Origin of the sequence: Pedobacter antarcticus, from assembly GCF_900112985.1 — a bacterium.
Classification (GTDB): Bacteria; Bacteroidota; Bacteroidia; order Sphingobacteriales; family Sphingobacteriaceae; genus Pedobacter; species Pedobacter antarcticus.
Genome location: NZ_FONS01000004.1, coordinates 137657 through 157279, shown reverse-complemented (window position 1 = coordinate 157279; position 19623 = coordinate 137657). Strand labels below are relative to the sequence as shown.

The following is a 19623-nucleotide window of genomic DNA, read 5'->3' as shown; positions in this document are numbered from 1 at the left end:
GCTAAATGAAAAAAGGAATGCACTTCAGTCAACTAATTTCTGATGAACAAAATAAAACACACTTTATAAAAAATGCCGGCTTAGCTAAGCCGGCATTACTGAATGAACTTGGTACTTCTAATATAAAGCTTAACGAATATGCTTATCAGATCATCAATTCGGAAAGGTTTAATCCCGAGGGGCTAAGTTCGTCTATAACAATTATTGAATGCGCACTGGCTGATCTAGGACTAACCGGCGGCGGAAATTTCAGCGAGATAAATGCAGCGATCGTTAAATTCGATTTATGTGCTTGTCCCGTAGAATTTGGTACGTATATCAGGCTTGCTTACCTTGAGCAGGCCGAATCTAACGTTGAGACTGTAAATCAAAATCCTCATGGGGCTTTAACTATTTTCTCCAAACCTCTTTTTGAAAATGAAGATTTCCCACGCGGATTATATCTGAGAAATTTTAACAATGCAAAGTGGTTAAGAGGTTATTGCTGTTCAGACGATTATATCTGGACCTCAGATGCCCGGATGATTTTCCAGATTAAACACCCGGATAAGTAACATCTGTTACTTTTTAGACCAAAAAATATTTTATTCATATTTCAGACCATCAACTGGATTTGCTTTAACAGCTTTTTTGGCCTGAATACTTACCGTAATTACGGTGAGTAAAATTGTAATCAATGCACTCATCAGGAATGGAAGCGCCGACAGATCAACGCGGTAAGCAAAGGTTTCTAACCATTTTTTCGTAAGTATATAAGCTACTGGCCATGAAATAATATTAGCGATCGTGACCATTACAAGAAAAGAGCTGTTAATTAACTTAAAAATCTGAATATCGCTTGCGCCAAGGATTTTACGCACAGCAATCTCCTTAGTTCTACCATTGGTGATGTATTTTGCAAAAGCGAACAGACCTAAAATGGCGATAAAAATAGTAAGCATTGCCGCTGCAAAAAATACAGACTGTAGCTGCTCTTGTTTTTTAAAAAGCTTACCATAAAGTTCGTCTAAAAACTCAAACCGAAAGTCTTCGCCATCCTTCGTATTTATTTCTGGCCACTGGGCTTTCAATGCAGCCAGAGCTCCTGCCATTTTACTTTCCTCGATCTTCAGCATGATATGAACCTTCAAGTTCCCACAAGGGTTTTTAATCCCATAGATTGTAGGTTGAACTGCATTTTCGAAACCTTGTGTCTTGAAGTCTTTCACCACACCGACAATTTTATAATCCATATTACAACCTCTGATCAGCTGCCCCACCGGATTTTTCATTCCGTATTTCGCAACAGCGCTTTCATTTATTATCGCCGAATTCGCTGTATCGGTTTTAAACTTCTGTGAAAAAAAACGGCCCTCTTTTAATTTAATGCCTAAGGTTTCGAAATAATCAAAATCTACATCCACAAAATCGATATTTGCTTGTTTTCCGCCGGCAGTATATCCGTTTAATCCACTTTCAGAACCATCAGGAATAGTGGTAGATACCGTAGCCGATTCTACTCCAGGTATTTTCAAAATCTTTTCTCTGACAGGCTTGAATTTAGCAGGGTCATTAAAAATCATGATATTTTTGACGTAAACCACTTGAGTCGCCTCAAAACCAAGATCCTGACTGCGCATATATTTTAACTGCGAATGGATAATAAACAAACCGATAATAAAAATCACGGCAATACTGAACTGGAATACCAGTAAGCTATTCCGTAACCAGTAGCTCTGTTTATTCGTAGAGAAATTTCCTTTTAGCACCATCGCCGGTTTAAAGCCGGATAACACTAACGAGGGATATATACCCGCGATAATAGTAATAAGGCATAATATTACCGGAAGTTGCCAAATCAGACTATTATCAGCATGCCAGATGGATAAATTAATTTCGAACAGATTATTAAATGTAGGCAATATCAACTCTGCCAAAATCAACGCTAAAATAGTCGCTAACAAGCATTGCATGAATATTTCGGTAAGAAATTGAACCGTAATTTGAAAACGATAGGCACCTAATACTTTCTTAACCCCCACTTCTTTAGCGCGTTTGGTTGCCTGAGCGATACTCAAATTCGTGAAGTTGATACATGCAATAACCAAAATCAATACCCCAAGTATCGAAAGTGCAATTAGTATCTTATAAGGTGCATCATTACCTGCTCTTGGTTTTAAATGCAAATTTGCTAAGGGATCTAAAAATGTAGAGATAACCTTGATTTCATCTATGGTCGATTGGTCGGTCTCACCCTTCAACAATTCGGCCCTATATAAATTGGTTATTTTTTGCTCCAGATTTGCTATGTCGGTACCGGGTTTCACCTGAATATAAGTGGTGTAATTGTTATGTCCGTAATTTTCAGACTTTCCCAGCTCATTAGCGATTGACACACCGTCAAAATTTATATTTGAATGCCGGTTACTTGTTATTGAACCATTAATTTTCCCTGTTATACCTGAAGTACTCGGTCCGAATCCGACCATTTCCGGACTATTATCTGTTTTATCCGGAAAAAGTATCTGCATACTTTCAGTACTTAAATAAGCAAGCCTTTCGATGTCACCAGTCGGCTTTTCTAATCCTCCGATAGGCTGTAAATCCAAAATTTTAGCCGCATTATAATCAGCCTGTAGGAAATTTTTAGCAAAAACTGTTTTATCACCATTTTTAATCACCAGTTCCCAAGAAGGATCGAGCTTGGTAATACCTGCAATTTCTACTTCTGGAAAATTATGTTTGATCGCTTTAGCAAAAGGAGGAGCTGTATAGTTGGTCTTGAAATCCGGGTATATTCTTCCGACTACGTAAATATTATTGTAATTGGGATTTGATTTATCGAAACTCGTCTCATAATTAAAATACATTATTACCAAAATAAAAGCGGCCAGCGCAATGGCTAAACCACCCACATTAAGTGATGTAATACCGACATTTTTCTGAATGTTTCGCAAGGCTATTTTTAAGTTCAGTCTAAACATACTCATATGAATTGATCTAATCGGGCAGCTGCCCGGCGGTTTGGTATGGCTAGCTGTAAACCAAGTACATGCCAAAAGCAAATCAGGTACATAAACTACTATAAAACAACAACTTGAGTCAAAATACTCAGCCCAAAACGGTCGTAAATGAACAGTTTATGAGCGAAATCGTACAGTTACTTAGCTGAGCAACACGCGAATTTGCCTTAAGAACGATCCCCAACCAGCACCTGTACATTTCTACTGATATTGTATTACCAGCTAACTCCACATCTTTTTCAAATCTTCATATAAGATTCTACTATTTATTGATTGTATACCAGAGCGACACCAAACCTGTTTTATATGTTTTGCTTTTCTGGAGTGTTAATTTGACTGATTTATTCTGCTTATGAAAAAGAGATTTGCCACTACCCAGGAGTATGGGGTGTACCGACAACCACAATTCGTCCACAAGGTTTTCTTTCGCCATTTGGCCCTTCTATGTATCCGTCTAATGTTACTGCGTTTGTAAAGTTCATTTTCAATAACCGCTACCGGTGTACTCGTATAGTTCACAAATAACTCCACACAAGCATCAGGCAGCACCCGTATCTGATTTGTATCCGTTTCTTCATCGCAGTTCATCGTGCATATCATCTTCACGTAGAGCCGGAGTCTGGGAATGACTTCATAACTTTGGATCTGCATAGCCAATAAAAATATAAATTTTCGTGTTGATCCGAAACTTCTCTCTAACTACAGCTTTAGAAAATAATTGAATTTCGTTGTTAAGAGCCATGCTGGCCGTAAAACAGATCGTACGCTTAGTAGGATTAAAACAAAAAAGCCTCACATTTCTGTGAGGCTTTTCGTGATCCCGCTGGGATTCGAACCCAGGACCACTACATTAAAAGTGTAATGCTCTACCAGCTGAGCTACGGAATCATTACCCGTTTTGAGGGAATGCAAAAGTAGAAATTATAATTTGTTTTGCAAATTATGGAATAAAAAAAACTGACTTAAATGCACAAAACACTGTTTTACAGTCAGATTAGTTTATAAACCGATCCTGCCGGGCAACAAAACGGCCACTCTAACTGAGCGGCCATTTGTTGATTTGCTGCTATAAACCCTTATTTCGCGGGTTTGCTGCTCATATAAAATGTTAATTTTCCTCCATTTACAATATCTGTATGACGAATCTCCTGGTTTGTAATCAGCTTACCATTCAATAATACCTTTTGAACATAGACATTCTTATCACTTTGGTTAATTGCATCAACAGTGAATGTTTTTGCGTTCTCTAGTTTAAGTACGGCAGATTTTACAGCAGGACTACCCAGCGAATAAGTATCTGACCCTGGTGATACCGGATAAAAACCTAAAGAAGAGAACATGTACCATGCACTCATCTGGCCACAATCATCGTTACCGCCTAAACCGTCAGGAGCAGCCTTATACTGCATTTTAAGGATCTTTCTAACACGCTCCTGTGTTTTCCACGGCTTACCTGCCCAGTTGTACAGATAAGCTACGTGATGGGCAGGTTCGTTACCATGAACATAACCACCAATGATACCCTCACGTGTAATGTCCTCGGTGTCGGCAAAGAACTCATCAGGCAGGTGCATAGTAAATAAAGTATCCAGTCTGGCTGCGAATTTTTGCTTCCCTCCCATTTTCTCTATCAACGCTACTGGATTATGCGGAACAAAGAAACTATAGTTCCAGGAGTTACCTTCAATAAAACCCTGCCCGTGTGTGCTCATGACGTCAAACTTCGGCAGAAATTTACCTGAAGCATCTTTAGCACGCATGAATCCAGTAGAGGGATCAAAGTTATTATTCCAGTTTGCTGAACGTTTCATATACGTCTCATATACATCCTGTTTATTCAATTTTTTCGCTAATTGTGCGATACACCAATCATCATAGGCATATTCCAAGGTATTGGAAATCGAAGTACCACTTTTCTCAGCAGGGATAAAGCCTTTGTCAATATATTCTCCGATACCCTCATAATCTCTGCGGTTCGAAGTTGTAATACAGGCTGCCAGAGCGGCTTCCGGATCACCGGTATAAACCCCTTTGATAATGGCATCTGCGACCACTGAAACACTATGGTATCCGCTCATACACCAGTTATCATTCGCATAATGTGACCAGACAGGAAGCATTTTGATCGTACTCTGATCAAAGTGAGCCATCATGGATTTAACCATATCGTTGTTTCTGGATGGTTGTATGATGTTGAAGAATGGATGTAACGCTCTATAAGTATCCCATAATGAGAAGGTCGTGTAATTTTGAAAACCTTCGGCTTTGTGCACATTCTGGTCCAGCCCCTTGTATTCACCGTTCACATCTGTATACAACGTTGGGTTAATGAATGCATGGTACATCGCAGTGTAGAAGTTCACTTTATCCTCTTCTGAAGTATTAACCTGGATCTTATTCAGCTCCTTATTCCAACTTTCCCTGGCCTGTTCTCTTACTTTATTAAAGTCCCATCCCGGCACTTCTGCGCGCATGTTTTCTAACGCATTTTCCTGGCTAACCGGCGATAATGCGAATTTGATCTTCACTTTCTCCTGTTCAGCAGTTTCGAAGTCAAAATACATTCGCAGGTTTTTCCCGGCAAGCTCAGGGAAGTTTTTAGTCTGGTCAAATTTACCCCAAAACCCTCTGTATGCCTGTTTTTTATCATAGTTCTTTTGTCCGTAGCTTTTAAAAGGCTTGGAGAATGTCATTGCGAAATATACAGTCCTTGTTCTTGCCCATCCGCTGGTTTGACGGTACCCGGTAACCAGGGTATCATTTACCACGCGCACATACGTCCAGACATTTTTATCATCATAATTATAAATTCCGGCCATCAGATCTAAAATAATATGGGAATCGTCTGATTTTGGGAAAGTATATTGATGCATGCCAACTCTTGCTGAGGCGGTAAGCTCTGCCAAAATCTGGTCGTCTTCCAGTTTTACTTTATAATATCCTGCTTCTGAAATCTCCTGGTCATGGGAAAATGCAGAACGGTAACCGTTTTTAGGATTATCTGCGGTTCCCGGATTAAGCTGTAGTTTGCCTTGTGTAGGCATAATTAGGAAATCTCCCAGATCAGAATGTCCTGTACCACTAAAATGTGTGTGGCTAAATCCAACGATGGTCTTGTCCTCGTATTTATAACCTGCGGTGTAATTATATACTGGTCCGTTATACTTCCCGTTAAGCTCGTACGAGATTGTATCAGTTTCAGGACTCAGCTGCACCGCGCCAAAAGGGACGGTAGCACCGGGATAAGTATGGCCCATTTTCTGCGTACCTATGATAGGCTTTACATACTTTGCCAAGTCTTGCTGCGCAGCCGCTATAAAAGGGATACACAGCAAACCAACGATTAATTGTTTTCTCATTTTGTTTTATTAGTGATTTGGTTTCGTTCGTGATTTAAAGGTAATGAAGCTACACCCAGCTTTTATAATCCCTCCAGATTATTAATGAATGTTTCTGCTGGCTAATATATCATATAATTTTAAAAACAGTATTAAACTTACTGCTATATCGTTTAACTAGACCAAAACAGCTCCTTTTTACAAGTATCTGACCGGTCAAAAAAGAATGTTTAATTAAAATCAGTTATTTTTGTATCATATTAAATTACAATGAGTAAAAGGGGTAGAATTCTGGTAGCCATGAGTGGCGGTGTTGATAGTTCGGTAGCTGCAGTAATGCTACATGAACAGGGTTATGAAGTAATTGGCCTGACCATGAAGACCTGGGACTATGCAAGCTCCGGCAGTAATAGCAAAGAAACAGGATGTTGCAGTCTGGATAGTATCAATGATGCACGGACTTTAGCGGTTAACTATGGTTTCCCGCATTATATATTAGATATCAGAGATGAGTTTGGTGATTTTGTTATCGACAATTTTGTTGATGAATATCTTGCTGGCCGTACGCCAAATCCATGTGTATTATGCAATACGCATATCAAATGGGAAGCGTTGTTAAAGAGAGCTAATAAACTGGATTGCGAATTTATTGCAACCGGGCATTATGCAAATATCAGACAACACGACAACAGCAGGTATGTCATTTCTAAAGGGAAAGATGAAAATAAAGATCAGAGCTATGTGCTTTGGGGGGTTTCTCAGGAAAACCTGGCACGGACTCAGTTCCCTTTAGGTTCTTTTGCCAAATCGGAAATCAGACAGATGGCTCTTGATATGGGACAAGAAGAACTGGCAAAGAAAAGCGAAAGCTATGAGATCTGCTTTGTTCCCGATAATGATTACAGGGCATTTCTGAAACATAAAGTTGGCGACCTGGAAGAACGTGTAGCAGGTGGTAATTTTATTACCAGTAACGGTATGGTTGTCGGACAGCATAAAGGTTATCCATTTTACACGATCGGACAGCGTAAAGGATTAGGTATTGCTTTTGGCGAGCCTATGTTTGTAACGCAGATCCTTCCTGAGAGTAATACTGTGGTATTGGGACGGGCTGATGAATTGGAGAGAAGAGAAGCTATGGTCAGAAATGTAAATCTGATTAAGTATGCAAATATCCAAGAGCCTATGGATAATGTTATCACTAAAATCAGATATAAAGATGCTGGTATGTTAAGTACTATTGTCGAGGAAAAAGACCGTATGCGGGTAGTTTTCGACCATAATGTATCTGCTATAGCACCTGGCCAGTCTGCAGTATTTTATGAAGGTAACGATCTGCTTGGCGGCGGTTTCCTTTGTTAAGCTTTAAATAACACAAGAGATCAAAAAAAAAGAGAAATCCAGCTATAGCTGGATTTCTCTTTTTTTTTGATCTCTAACTGAATTTTACAAGTTCTTAGTCAGCTCAGGGCTTAGCGGAGTAACTTTAGAACGGAAACGATGTACCAATTCTCCTTTTTCATTAATCAGGAATTTCTCGAAGTTCCAGTTAATATCACCGGTAAAATCAGGATTTTTTGCACTGGTCAGATATTTGAACAATGGATTAATGTCCTCCCCTTTTACGCTTACTTTTTCACTTAACAGGAAGGTCACTCCAAAATTCTTTTTACAGAAATCCTGGATCTCCGCATTTGTGGAGAGTTCCTGTCCGCCGAAATTTCCAGCAGGGAAACCGATCAGGACAACGTCCTTACCATATTGCTTATGCAACTTTTCCAGGTCTTCGTATTGTGGTGTGTAGCCGCATTTTGAAGCTGTATTCACAATAAGAATTTTCTTACCCTTAAATTTTGAAAGCTTAACTTCCTTTCCATCAATGGTTTTAAAAGAGAAGTTGTAAATACTCTCAGGCGGGGTAAACAACAGGCTTAATAAGATCAGTAGTGTATTCATGACTATTCATTTATTTTATATTCGAATATATGCACAAATATCGTACTGAATTATAACCTTAAAGTAAACTTCCTTTCGGAAAATTTAGCCACCTACCTGAAAGACAGGCTCAGTTTCATCATTTTAAGCTAGAATAAGTGTTCAAGAATGCTCGCTTTTCACATTTATTATAGGTATAATTTTGATTTTCGCCTTATTTATAGTTTTATTTGCAGAAAAACGTTCTGAATGGCCAAAAATTTATTAATAGTTGAATCACCTGCAAAAGCAAAAACCATAGAGGGATATTTAGGTAAAGATTTCCTCGTTAAATCCAGTTATGGGCACATCCGTGATCTGGTAAAGGGAGATATGGGTATTGACACTGAAAATAATTTTGCCCAGACCTACGAAGTCCCTGCAGATAAAAAGCAGGTGGTAGCAGAACTTAAAAAACTAGCGAAAGAAGCCGAAATGGTATGGCTTGCTTCCGATGAGGACCGCGAAGGGGAAGCAATTTCCTGGCACTTATTTGAAACGCTCGGTCTGAAAGAAAATAAAACTAAAAGGATTGTTTTTCATGAGATCACCAAACCAGCCATTCTTAAGGCTATTGAATCTCCGAGAACAATTGATTATAATCTGGTCAATGCACAACAAGCAAGAAGAGTACTGGATAGACTGGTAGGATTTGAATTGTCACCGGTATTATGGAAAAAAGTAAAACCGTCACTCTCTGCAGGCAGGGTACAATCAGTGGCTGTCAGATTAATTGTCGACCGGGAGAGAGAAGTCAATAAATTCAATGCGGCTGCAGCTTTTAAAATTAGTGCGAAGTTTAGCACTGGTACTGCAAGGGAAACTGTTAAAGCGGAATTACCACAGCGCTTTGAAAAGGAAAATGACGCAGAAAAATTCTTACAAGATAATATAAAGGCTACTTACAAAATAAGCAGCCTGGAAACAAAACCGGCAAAAAGAAACCCCGCAGCACCTTTTACTACTTCTACTTTGCAACAGGAAGCTTCCAGAAAACTTGGATTCTCGGTTTCAAGGACTATGCAGGTTGCACAAAGATTATACGAAAGTGGTAAGATCACTTACATGAGAACAGACTCTGTGAATTTATCGGAAACAGCTTTGACTGCTGCTGCCAATGAAATAAATTCGGCTTACGGAAGTAAATATCATCAGCCAAGAACCTACAAAACAAAGTCTGCAGGTGCACAGGAAGCTCACGAAGCCATCCGCCCTACTTATTTTGATCAGCATACTGTAACTGGCGACGGTTCAGAACAACGCTTATATGAACTGATCTGGAAAAGAGCTATTGCCTCCCAGATGAGCGAAGCTCAATTTGAAAAAACAACTGCTCATATCGCTATCAGCACACGTCCGGAATACCTGGTTGCGGAAGGCGAAGTCATGAAATTTGACGGATTTCTTAAAGTATACCTGGAATCCAGCGATGATGACGAAAATGATGAACAGGAAAACGAAAACATCCTCCCTCCTTTAGCTAAAGGTCAGGATTTACAGCTGACCGTAATGCAGGCGATCGAAAGATTTTCCCGCCCGCCAGCAAGATATACCGAGGCAAGCCTGGTTAAAAAACTAGAAGAGCTAGGCATCGGAAGACCATCAACTTATGCGCCTACGATCTCTACCATTCAAAACCGTGGATACGTTGTCAAAGAAGATCGTGATGGAAGAAGCCGTTCATTCGGATCTATCTTATTGGAAGAGGGAAAAGTAAGCAAATCGATTAAAACCGAAATTACAGGTGCTGAAAAAGCTAAATTATTCCCAACTGATATCGGAGAAGTGGTAAATGACTTTCTTGTAGAGCACTTCACGGGAATTGTAGATTTCAATTTCACTGCTAAAGTGGAGAAAGAATTCGATGAGATTGCGCAGGGGCTGCAGAACTGGACTACGATGCTCCACGCATTCTACAAGCCGTTTCATAAGGAAGTTGAAGTAACTACCGAAACTGCAGACCGTGCAAATGGTGAGCGTCTGCTGGGTATAGATCCGGTTAGTGGAAAAAATGTATATGCTAAAGTAGGTAAATTCGGCCCCCTGGTTCAAATTGGCCAGAATGACGATGAAGAAAAACCTAAATATGCCAGCCTGATGAAATCCCAGTCTGTTGGGACGGTTACTCTGGAAGATGCATTGGAACAATTCCGACTGCCATTTCAGCTGGAAGACTACCAGGAGAAGGAAGTAAGTGTCGGCGTAGGTAGGTTCGGACCTTACGTTAAATGGGGCGAAGCGTTTATTTCAGTCCCTAAAAATGAAGATCCGTTAACGATTGATTACGCAAGAGCGAAAGAAATCATCGATGAAAAAATCACGGCTGACGCACCAGTAGCACATTACCAGGGACTTCCAGTTACCAAAGGTACCGGAAGATTCGGGCCTTTCATTAAATGGAATGAATTGTTTATTAATGTTCCAAAGGCTTATAATTTCGACTTTCTTTCTGACAGTGACATAGCCGAATTGATTGCTAAAAAAGTAGAAAAAGAGGCAAATCGTTATATTCAGCAATGGCCGGAAGAAAAAATTGCATTGGAAAATGGCAGATGGGGTCCGTTTATTCGTTTTGGTAAAGACATGCTGAAACTAGGAAGAAATCCAGTCACCAACGAAAAATACACTCCAGAAGATCTTTCCCTTCTTACATTAGAGGAAGTGAAAAAACTGATTGTGGAACAAGTTCCAAATGCTTTTGAACCTAAGACAAAAAAGAAAGCAGCGGTCAAAAAAACTGCCACAGCCAAAACTACGGTGAAAAAAGCACCCGCTAAAAAAGCAGCTGCTAAAAAATAATTAGTTCTAATCTATGCGGATCATCCTGATAAAAGGGCTGATCCGCATTTTTATTTCGTTTATTTAATCAATTAAAATAATGAAAAAGGATCTACCGGAAAATAAAGTTGAAGATATGGCCATGGCAGTGGTCTTGATGAGTGAGACTCCGGAAGTAAAAAACTGGTCTGTATATCTTGTCAATATGAAAAATGTTCAGATAGATAATGTATTAATCAGTTCGAAGGGTTACGGTGAAAAAGATGGCAGACAAGTAAAGACTTCTGTACTCAGACACTTTTTGGGTGACATGCCGGCAAATTCTTTCAAAGGGGTAGAAGCAATTGATCCAGAAGTATTTGGACTAACAAATGAGTACTGGTTAAGCTACTACATTGATGGTACTATCTATGACAAAAAATTCATCTTCCTGCCAGAAAGTATTGTCGAAGAAAATCTGATCAGAATTCCGTTGGTTAATAAGCCAGGGGTAATGATTAAATAATTTTCAATGGTTCTGCATTTTTGCGTAATTTTAGGACAATACCTCTAATTTTACCTTATGAAGACGCCAATTCCGCAAAAGAATAAAATCATAATCTTAAGCATAGTGGCAGCGCTCGTTATCGGAGTCGCTGCTTTTTTTATTTTCAGAAAAGACAAAACCAATGAAAATAAACAGGCTTATGCTAAATATATTGAAGCATACACCTCTGGTGTTGTATCTAAAAAAAGTACGATCAGAATTCAGCTGGCGGGACAGGTCAATACAATTGGAGAAATTGGCAAACCTGATGAAAGAAAACTTTTCAGCTTCTCCCCTTCCCTAAAAGGTAAAACATTCTGGATCGATGCGCAAACTATCGAGTTCAGACCGGATGAGGAACTTGAGTCAGGAGAAAATTACAAGGTTAGTTTTAAACTCGACAAAATTACACCTACCGAGAAAGGTTTGGAAGAATTCGATTTCGGCTTCCGGGTAATTCAGCCAGGGATGGCAATCAGCCAGGAAGGCCTGGTTTCCCAGAATAATACATCATTAAATTACATGAAGCTAAAGGGCGAAATCAGTACTGCTGATCAGGAAGATCCAAAGCTGATTGAGCACGCACTCGAACTGGAATTCCCACAAAAATTAAAAATAAAATGGCAGCATAACGCAGCTGCAAATACATCGACTTTCCAGATTGACAGCATTAGAAAAACCGGGAATGAGCAGAAATTTGAAATAAAATGGTCTGGGAAGCCCATAAATGCTGATCAAAAAGGTAAAATAGAACTACCCGTCCCAGCCCTTGGCGTTTTTAAAGTGATGGATGTTCGTGCGGTACAGCAGCAGGAAGATTATGCTTTGGTACAGTTCTCCGAACCGGTAGGTATTGGACAGGATTTAAATGGTTTAATTAGCTTGAGCAATACAGGCGAACTCAAATACACGATTGATGGCAGTCAGGTTAAAGTTTATTCTCCAGCAGCACTCCTGGGTAACTATACGCTGACAGCCAACAAAGGAGTCGTTAATAGTAATGAAAAAACATTGCAGTCTGCTGTATCTGCCAATCTGTTGTTTGAAAATAAAATGCCATCTGTGGTTATTGCAGGTAGTGGAACAATCTTGCCGAATTCCGGTAAACTTGTTTTGCCTTTCGAGGCGACAAACCTTAAAACAGTAGATCTAACTATTGTGAAGGTATATGAAAATAACCTCCCTCAGTTTTTCCAGACCAACAACTATAAAGACGCGGGGGAACTCAGGCGTGTAGGAAAACCGCTATTGCAGAAAAAAATCAGACTGGACGAAGATAAAACACTGAACCTTCACAAAAAGAACCGGTTTGTATTGGATCTGGATGACATCATTAAAACCGAACCAGGGGCCATGTACCGTATTACCCTTAGTTTCCGGCAATCTTATAACCTGCTCAATTGTAACGATGCAGGCAATTCTGAAAACGCTTCTGATGAAGACCAGGACTACGGTTATTATGGCCAGAAAATAGATGAAGATGATGATTTCTGGGCGAATTATGACAGATATTATTCTGGTGGTTATAATTGGAATGACAAAGATAATCCATGCACACCGTCCTACTATACCAACGATAAATGGGCCTCCAGAAATCTCTTGGTTTCCAATATAGGTTTGGTAGCTAAAAGAGGTAATGATAATTCTATGCTCGTGGTAGCAACAGATTTGTTGACAACTAAAGGATTGAGTGGCACAACTCTTGAATTACTGGATTACCAGCGTCAAGTGATCCTGAGCACAAAAACAGATGGAGAAGGTATGGCTACTTTCGAATTAAAAAGAAAGCCATTTCTCTTAATTGCAAAAAATGGATCTGAACGGGCTTACCTGAAACTTGATGACGGAAATTCACTCCCTTTAAGCCGGTTTGATGTCGGCGGAGAACAGGTGCAAAACGGATTGAAAGGATTGATTTATGGAGAGCGTGGGGTTTGGCGCCCGGGAGATTCCTTGTTCCTTTCTTTTATCCTGGAAGATAAATTGAAAAAACTGCCCCCATCCTACCCGGTGACATTTGAACTTTACAATCCACAGGGGCAACTTTATAAAAAGTCGGTAAGTGCCTCTCCTATCAATGGTTTTTATAATTTCAAAACAAGTACTGAGAATGGCTCTCCAACCGGAAACTGGAATGTAAAAGTAAAGGCAGGTGGCGCTACTTTTCAAAAAACCTTAAAAGTTGAAACAGTAATGCCTAACCGGCTCAAAATTGACTTTAATATCGGCAACAGGACTTATCTCGGAACTGGTAACCAGACACCTGCGACTTTAACGGCCAGCTGGCTATTCGGTTCTCCCGGTAAAGATTTGAAAGCCAAGGTTGACGTGAACCTAAATCCGATGAAAACTACTTTCAAAGGGTTTGAAGGCTATCAGTTTGATAACCCCACAGCGAGCTACCCGTCCGAAATAAAAACTATTTTCGAGGGCAGGCTAAATGGCGAGGGAAAAGTTTCGGTCAACACCAATCTTAATGAGAATAATGTAGCTCCTGGTATGTTAAAGGCCAACTTTACGACCAAAGTGTTTGAAGCCGGCGGGAACTTCAGCATCGACAATTTTTCGATTCCTTATCATGTTTTCCAAAATTATTATGGTATTAAGGCACCTCAGGGAGAAAAGTTGAGCGGAATGCTTGTTACGGGCAAAGACCATATTTTCGACCTGGTAAATGTCGACCGTAATGGTAAAATGACAGCTGGAAACAAAGTGGTACAGTTGGAACTATATAAGGTGCAGTGGCGCTGGTGGTGGGAACAAGATGACCAAAACTCTTTCGCCAATTTCACGCAAAATGAATATAACAAACTAGTTAGTAAGGAGACTATAAATCTTGAAAACGGTAAAGGAAAATGGAAACTTCGCGTGAATGAACCTGAATGGGGCCGGTACCTGATACTTGTCAGAGATCTGAACGGCGGGCATGTGACCGGACAATCTGTTTATATCGACTGGCCAGGTTGGGCACAGCGCGAACAAGGGAACAATCCTACCGAAGCATCTATGTTATCTTTTACCGCCAATAAAACTAAATATAACGTAGGTGAAGATATTGTGCTGACCATCCCTACCGGTAAGAATGGCCGTGCCTTAATCTCAATCGAAAACGGCAGTAAAGTACTTAAGACATTCTGGACCGATACAAAAGCCGGACAGACGCAATTTAAATTTAAGGCTGACAAAGAAATGGCCCCCAATGTTTTCGCTAATATTACTTTGCTACAGCCACATGCACAGACCATTAACGATTTACCGATCCGAATGTACGGTGCAATTCCATTATTTATTGAAGACAAGCAAACGACATTAAATCCTGTGATAACCATGCCCGATAAAATCAGGCCGGAAACACAGAGCAGCATCAAAATATCAGAGAAAAGCGGTAAAGCTATGACCTATACTATCGCACTTGTAGATGAAGGACTGCTCGACCTTACTCGTTTTAAAACACCTGACCCCCACGCAGTTTTTTATGCCAGGGAAGGTCTGGGAGTTAAAACATGGGATCTTTTTGATCAGGTACTTGGCGCATGGGGTGGAAATCTGGAAAGAATCCTCAGCATTGGTGGAGATGGCAACCTTAACCGTAATCTTAATCCTGCAAAAGCAAATCGCTTTAATGCAGTGGTCAAATATATGGGACCATTTAAGCTGGGCAAAGGTGAAACACAAACCCATCAGTTCAAGTTACCGCAATACATCGGTGCAGTGAGGGCCATGGTTATTGCCGGACAGGACGGTGCTTATGGTAATGCCGAAAAATCGGTACAGGTCAAAAAGCCACTGATGGTATTGGCAACCCTTCCAAGGATAATCGGACCGGGTGAAAGATTTACATTGCCAGTAACTGTTTTTGCTACAGAAAACAACCTAAAACAGGTTAATGTAAAACTGGAGACACAACGCCTGAACGTAATCGGCACTAAAGATAAAACACTTAGTTTCGCAAAACCTGGTGAGCAGATGGCTTATTATGAAGTTACGGTTCCCCAGCAAACTGGAATTGCGAAAGTAAAAATCACCGTTCAAAGCGGCACTGAGAAAGCTTCTTACGATCTGGAAATGGATATCAGAAATCCAAACCCGTATATAACTCAGGTAATTTCGACTACAATAGAGCCGGGTGCAACATGGACTTCTCCTTATACGCCAATTGGCATCAGCGGAACAAATTCCGGAAGTCTGGAAATTTCCGGAATTCCTGCGATTAATTTAAAAAAGCGCATGGCATTTTTGATCCAATATCCTCATGGATGTGTAGAACAAACGACGTCAGCAGTTTTCCCTCAACTCTATCTGGATAAGCTGAGCCCACTTTCTACACAGGAAAAAACCAAAACAGATCAGAATATCCGCGCTGGTATAAACAAATTGCGCAGTCATCAAACAACAGATGGCGGACTGGCCTATTGGCCTGGAATGCCGTCAGCTGACGAATGGGGAACTAATTATGCTGCTCACTTCCTCGTTGAGGCTCAACAAGCAGGCTATACTTTACCTGTAGGAATGTTAGACGAGGTACTGCGCTATCTAAAAAACAAAGCTACTGCATGGGTTCCTAATAGTAATAATTTCTATGGTGGTGACCTTTCGCAGTCCTACCGTCTCTACGTTCTTGCACTGGCAAGAAAACCAGAAATGGCTGCGATGAACCGTTTAAGAGCGTTTGAATATTTATCTGTAACCGCTAAATGGAGATTGGCTGCAGCTTATCAGCTCGCCGGGCAAGCTTCTGCGGCAAATGCATTAATTAAAGGTTTGAATATCGATATTCAGCCTTATCAGCAGCTGGGTGGAACGTATGGCTCGGCTATTCGAGATGAGGCAATGATTTTGGAAACACTTACCCTGATGGGTCAGAAAGGCCGGGCTACACAGTTATTACAAGGAATTGCGGCCAAATTAGGTCAGGATGAGTGGTATAGTACGCAAACTACTGCATATAGCTTACTGGCTATAGCGAAATTCTGCGGTGCTAACAAAGGTGGAAATATCCAATATAATTATCTCATCGATGGAAAAAAAGGCAGCTATAATTCCAGCGGTTTCTTAAGTAGTATTCCATTAAGCTTTAAAGGGGCCAATGCATCGGTCACGAATAATGGCAAGTCCTTACTTTTTGCCCGTTTGATTTTGGATGGACAACCGGCACCGGGACAATACACTGCGAAAACTCAGGACCCTAATATTCTGGATATGAAAGTGAGTTATAAATTGCTGAACGGTAAACCTCTTAACCCGGCAAAGTTAGCTCAGGGACTAGATTTCTACGCTGAGGTAGTCATCAAAAATCCTGGTAAAATGGGGCTTTATGAACAAATGGCGCTTACACAGATTTTCCCTTCCGGATGGGAAATTATCAATACCCGCCTGAATGACAATGAAGGTATACTGGCCTCCTCTCCATATACTTACCAGGATATTAGAGATGACCGTGTATTAACGTATTTTAACCTTAGAGAGAATGAAACGGTGACGTATAAAGTGCTGCTAAATGCCGCGTATTTAGGCCGATATTATTTATCTGCCGTTTCTGCCGAAGCGATGTACAACAACCAGATCAGTGCTGTAGAAAATGGAATGTGGGTAGAAGTGACGCCATAAAATGTCAGGGAAGAACCGCTATTTAACTCCTTTTTTACTTGCAGACTTATTCGTCTTATTACTGACAGCTACATTTTTATTGTTGCTGCCTGCAAGACTATTCCGTACACCGACCTCCTACGTATTGGAGGCTTCAAATGGTACCCTTTTAAGCGCCGCCATTGCCAGTGACGGGCAATGGCGTTTCCCACAAGCGGACACTGTTCCTGAAAAATTCACTGATTGTATTCTGGTTTTTGAGGATAAGCGTTTCTTTCAACATCCGGGAGTAGATTTGCTGGCACTAAGCCGGGCGATGAAACAGAATTTCAATGCAAAAAGTATAGTTAGCGGAGGAAGTACGCTCAGTATGCAGACCATTCGTTTAAGCCGCAGAAAAGAACGGACTGTTTGGCAAAAAATTTACGAAATTATCCTTGCCGTACGGCTTGAAATCAGTTATAGTAAACTGGAAATCCTACAGCTATACGCTTCAAATGCTCCTTTTGGAAGCAATGTTGTCGGGCTGGAAGCCGCTGCATGGAGATATTATGGCAGAAGCCCACAAACACTTTCATGGGGTGAAATGGCAACACTTGCGGTATTGCCCAATAGTCCCAGCCTTGTTCACCCGGGTAAAAATTCGGCAAGACTGATCACCAAAAGGAACAACCTTCTTGACGCACTTGTAAGTGCTGGTAAATTAGATCGGGCCAGTGCCGATTTAGCCAAGCTCGAGCCTATCCCCGCCCAACCCAGACCTCTGCCTCAGGAGGCGCCGCATCTGCTGAACAGGTTTAGAACAGCCAACTCACGTGCAGGAAATTATTCGACCAGACTTCATTCGACACTTCAGGAAGATTTGCAGATCAGGCTTAATGGGATGCTAAAAAGATATCAGAACCGATACCGTGCCAACGATATTAATAATATCGCTGCACTTGTTCTTGATGTCAAAAAGGGAACAGTAATAGCTTATGCAGGTAATATCTACCAGCCGGATAATGCCGAAATGGAAAGTCATGTGGATATGATCCGTGCCCCCAGGAGTCCGGGAAGCACATTGAAACCAATATTATATGCGAGCATGCTTACCGAGGGTTACCTGTTGCCACAAACATTGATACCGGATATTCCCACTCAAATCGGGAACTATAACCCACAGAACTACGATTTAGGTTATGATGGCGCCATTCCCGCCAATCAGGCACTGAGTCGCTCTTTGAATATTCCCGCGGTTAGAATGCTCCAAACTTACAAATATCCCAGATTCTATGATCAGCTGAAAAAACTCGGTCTCAGTACATTATCTCAACCCGCTGATCATTACGGCCTTTCCTTAATTCTTGGAGGCAGTGAAGTGACCGCCTGGGATCTTTCAACCATTTATCTTGGGATGGCAAGATCGCTTAACCATTATAACGATTATAGTGGCAAATATAATCCCTATGACTACCAGGAGCCTGTATATAATCAACAACAAGCATTAATAAAACCACGCGAAAGCGAACTCCTGCAAAGCAATTTATTGAATAATGGAGCCATCTGGAATACTTTTAATGCCATGGAAGAAGTGATGCGTCCGGGTGAAGAAGGCTTATGGGAACAATTCTCATCCTCGCGCAGAGTCGCATGGAAGACTGGAACGAGCTTCGGTTTCCGGGATGGCTGGGCTGTCGGACTTAACCCTGATTATGTAATCTGTGTCTGGGTAGGTAACGCAGATGGAGAAGGGCGTCCTGGTTTAACAGGTGTAGAAGTGGCTGCCCCCGTTCTATTTGATATATTCAAACTTCTGCCAGCGGGAAAATGGTTTGTTAAACCTGCGCATCAATTAAGTCAGATCAGGATATGCAGACAAAGTGGTTTTAAAGCTGGCCCTTATTGCCCCGATATAAAGATAGAGGAGACATCACCGTCGGGCGAAAAAACATCTCCCTGCCCTTATCACAAAATGATTCATCTGGATCCTTCCGGTAATTACAGAGTTACGGATTTATGTGTTACCCCATCTGAAATGCAACATAAATCGTGGTTCATTCTCCCTCCGGCGATGGAATATTACTATAGAATCAAACATAGTGACTATCGCTCCCTGCCAGCCTGGATGCCAGGATGTCTGGATGCAGGACAAAATAGTGTCATGGATATGATCTACCCTAAATCTGGTGCAGTTGTATATATACCACTGGAATTTAACGGGGAAAGAGGTAAGGTAATCTTCACTGCGACCCATCGCAACCCTGAAGCAAAGATCTTCTGGCATATTGATCAGGAGTTTGTGGGAGAAACGCAATTTAACCATCAGCTAAGCACATCTCCGTCACCCGGGAAACATACGCTTACACTTGTGGATGAAAATGGAGAAAGACTTGTTCAGAATTTCACAGTACTACCGCAGGAAAAACGTAAGTAATAA

At 40.9% G+C, this 19623-nt stretch carries 10 protein-coding genes and 1 tRNA gene; 6 read left to right on the top strand and 5 right to left on the bottom strand.

Annotated features, from left to right (window positions below):
- Positions 1 to 5: 5 nt before the first annotated feature.
- Positions 6 to 554: a hypothetical protein gene (locus tag BM192_RS10455; protein WP_051760245.1), complete on the top strand. Its 549-nt coding sequence runs from the start codon at positions 6 to 8 to the stop codon at positions 552 to 554.
- Positions 555 to 584: 30 nt separating this feature from the next.
- Here BM192_RS10455 and BM192_RS10450 read toward each other — a convergent pair whose 3' ends face one another.
- The 4 genes from BM192_RS10450 to BM192_RS10435 all read right to left on the bottom strand — a co-directional run bounded on the left by BM192_RS10450 (position 585) and on the right by BM192_RS10435 (position 6361).
- The gene (locus BM192_RS10450; protein ID WP_081857569.1) at positions 585 to 2969 is read right to left on the bottom strand and encodes an ABC transporter permease; all 2385 of its coding nucleotides are present in this window, start codon (positions 2967 to 2969) and stop codon (positions 585 to 587) included.
- Positions 2970 to 3264: 295 nt separating this feature from the next.
- Positions 3265 to 3435, bottom strand: a complete 171-nt coding sequence (locus BM192_RS10445; RefSeq protein WP_081857570.1) for a dihydrofolate reductase family protein — start codon at positions 3433 to 3435, stop codon at positions 3265 to 3267.
- 382 nt (positions 3436 to 3817) lie between these two features.
- Positions 3818 to 3890, bottom strand: a tRNA-Lys gene (locus tag BM192_RS10440).
- A gap of 188 nt (positions 3891 to 4078) precedes the next feature.
- Positions 4079 to 6361, bottom strand: coding sequence for a GH92 family glycosyl hydrolase (locus BM192_RS10435; protein ID WP_037444466.1), 2283 nt, complete (start codon positions 6359 to 6361; stop codon positions 4079 to 4081).
- A 249-nt stretch (positions 6362 to 6610) separates the two neighbouring features.
- Between BM192_RS10435 and mnmA the strand changes: the two genes are divergently transcribed.
- Entirely contained in the window at positions 6611 to 7702 is a 1092-nt protein-coding gene (gene mnmA / locus BM192_RS10430) for a tRNA 2-thiouridine(34) synthase MnmA (protein WP_037444468.1), read from the top strand.
- An 84-nt stretch (positions 7703 to 7786) separates the two neighbouring features.
- Here mnmA and BM192_RS10425 read toward each other — a convergent pair whose 3' ends face one another.
- Positions 7787 to 8296, bottom strand: a complete 510-nt coding sequence (locus BM192_RS10425; protein WP_037441138.1) for a glutathione peroxidase — start codon at positions 8294 to 8296, stop codon at positions 7787 to 7789.
- Positions 8297 to 8524: 228 nt separating this feature from the next.
- Between BM192_RS10425 and topA the strand changes: the two genes are divergently transcribed.
- From topA to pbpC, 4 genes are all read left to right on the top strand, one after another.
- A complete protein-coding gene (gene topA, locus BM192_RS10420; RefSeq protein WP_037441137.1) occupies positions 8525 to 11113 on the top strand; it encodes a type I DNA topoisomerase in 2589 nt (862 codons plus the stop codon).
- Between the two features lie 79 nt (positions 11114 to 11192).
- Positions 11193 to 11597: a hypothetical protein gene (locus tag BM192_RS10415; RefSeq protein WP_037441135.1), complete on the top strand. Its 405-nt coding sequence runs from the start codon at positions 11193 to 11195 to the stop codon at positions 11595 to 11597.
- Between the two features lie 57 nt (positions 11598 to 11654).
- Positions 11655 to 17225, top strand: coding sequence for an alpha-2-macroglobulin family protein (locus BM192_RS10410; RefSeq protein WP_037441132.1), 5571 nt, complete (start codon positions 11655 to 11657; stop codon positions 17223 to 17225).
- Between the two features lies 1 nt (position 17226).
- Positions 17227 to 19620 (top strand): penicillin-binding protein 1C, encoded by a 2394-nt coding sequence (gene pbpC / locus BM192_RS10405; protein ID WP_074963977.1) that lies wholly within the window; start codon positions 17227 to 17229, stop codon positions 19618 to 19620.
- Positions 19621 to 19623: the final 3 nt, after the last annotated feature.